The organism is Methylobacterium sp. WL116 (assembly GCF_008039455.1).
Taxonomy (GTDB): Bacteria; Pseudomonadota; Alphaproteobacteria; order Rhizobiales; family Beijerinckiaceae; genus Methylobacterium.
This window is the reverse complement of the sequence record NZ_VRUV01001137.1, coordinates 1-476: the sequence shown is the minus strand read 5'-3', so window position 1 is coordinate 476 and position 476 is coordinate 1. Positions and strand designations below refer to the sequence as shown.

Genomic DNA, 476 nt, shown 5'->3' with positions numbered 1-476 from the left:
GCCGCCGGCATCGCCCTCGGGCGGGCGTCCCAGGCCCAGCCCGTGAGCTCGGCGCCGGGGCCGGCCTGTCTCGGATCGAAGGCGCGCGCCATACGCGTGGTCATGCTCCGGGAGAATAGCGCCGATTGCGGCGGGGCGGAGGCGGCATTTGCGGACGCAAATCCTTTCCGCAGGGTTAACGCACAGCCAAGCACTTCCGATCACGGGGATTTTCGGAACCGTTCGTCTCCGATGCCCGGCGGGGCGCGGTGCCGGACCGGCCGAACGCGCGACTCAGGCCAGGAACCGCCGCACGGTCAGCCGGGAGATCACGGCGGTGACGAGCGAGGCGATGACGCCGATCGCCATCACGCTGGCATAGCCGCGCCAGCCGATGTGGAAGGCGCCGAACAAAGCCTCGACCTCGTCGCCCGCCGGCCCCGAGCGCCAGGTGCGGGCGAGCAGCCCGGCCAGCGCGAAGGCGGCGAGCGCCGCGG

General features: G+C 72.7%; 1 pseudogene. It reads right to left on the bottom strand.

Features of this window, described 5'->3' with window-relative positions:
* Positions 1-273: 273 nt before the first annotated feature.
* A pseudogene (locus FV223_RS29775) lies at positions 274-476 on the bottom strand (ABC transporter permease); the annotation flags it as partial.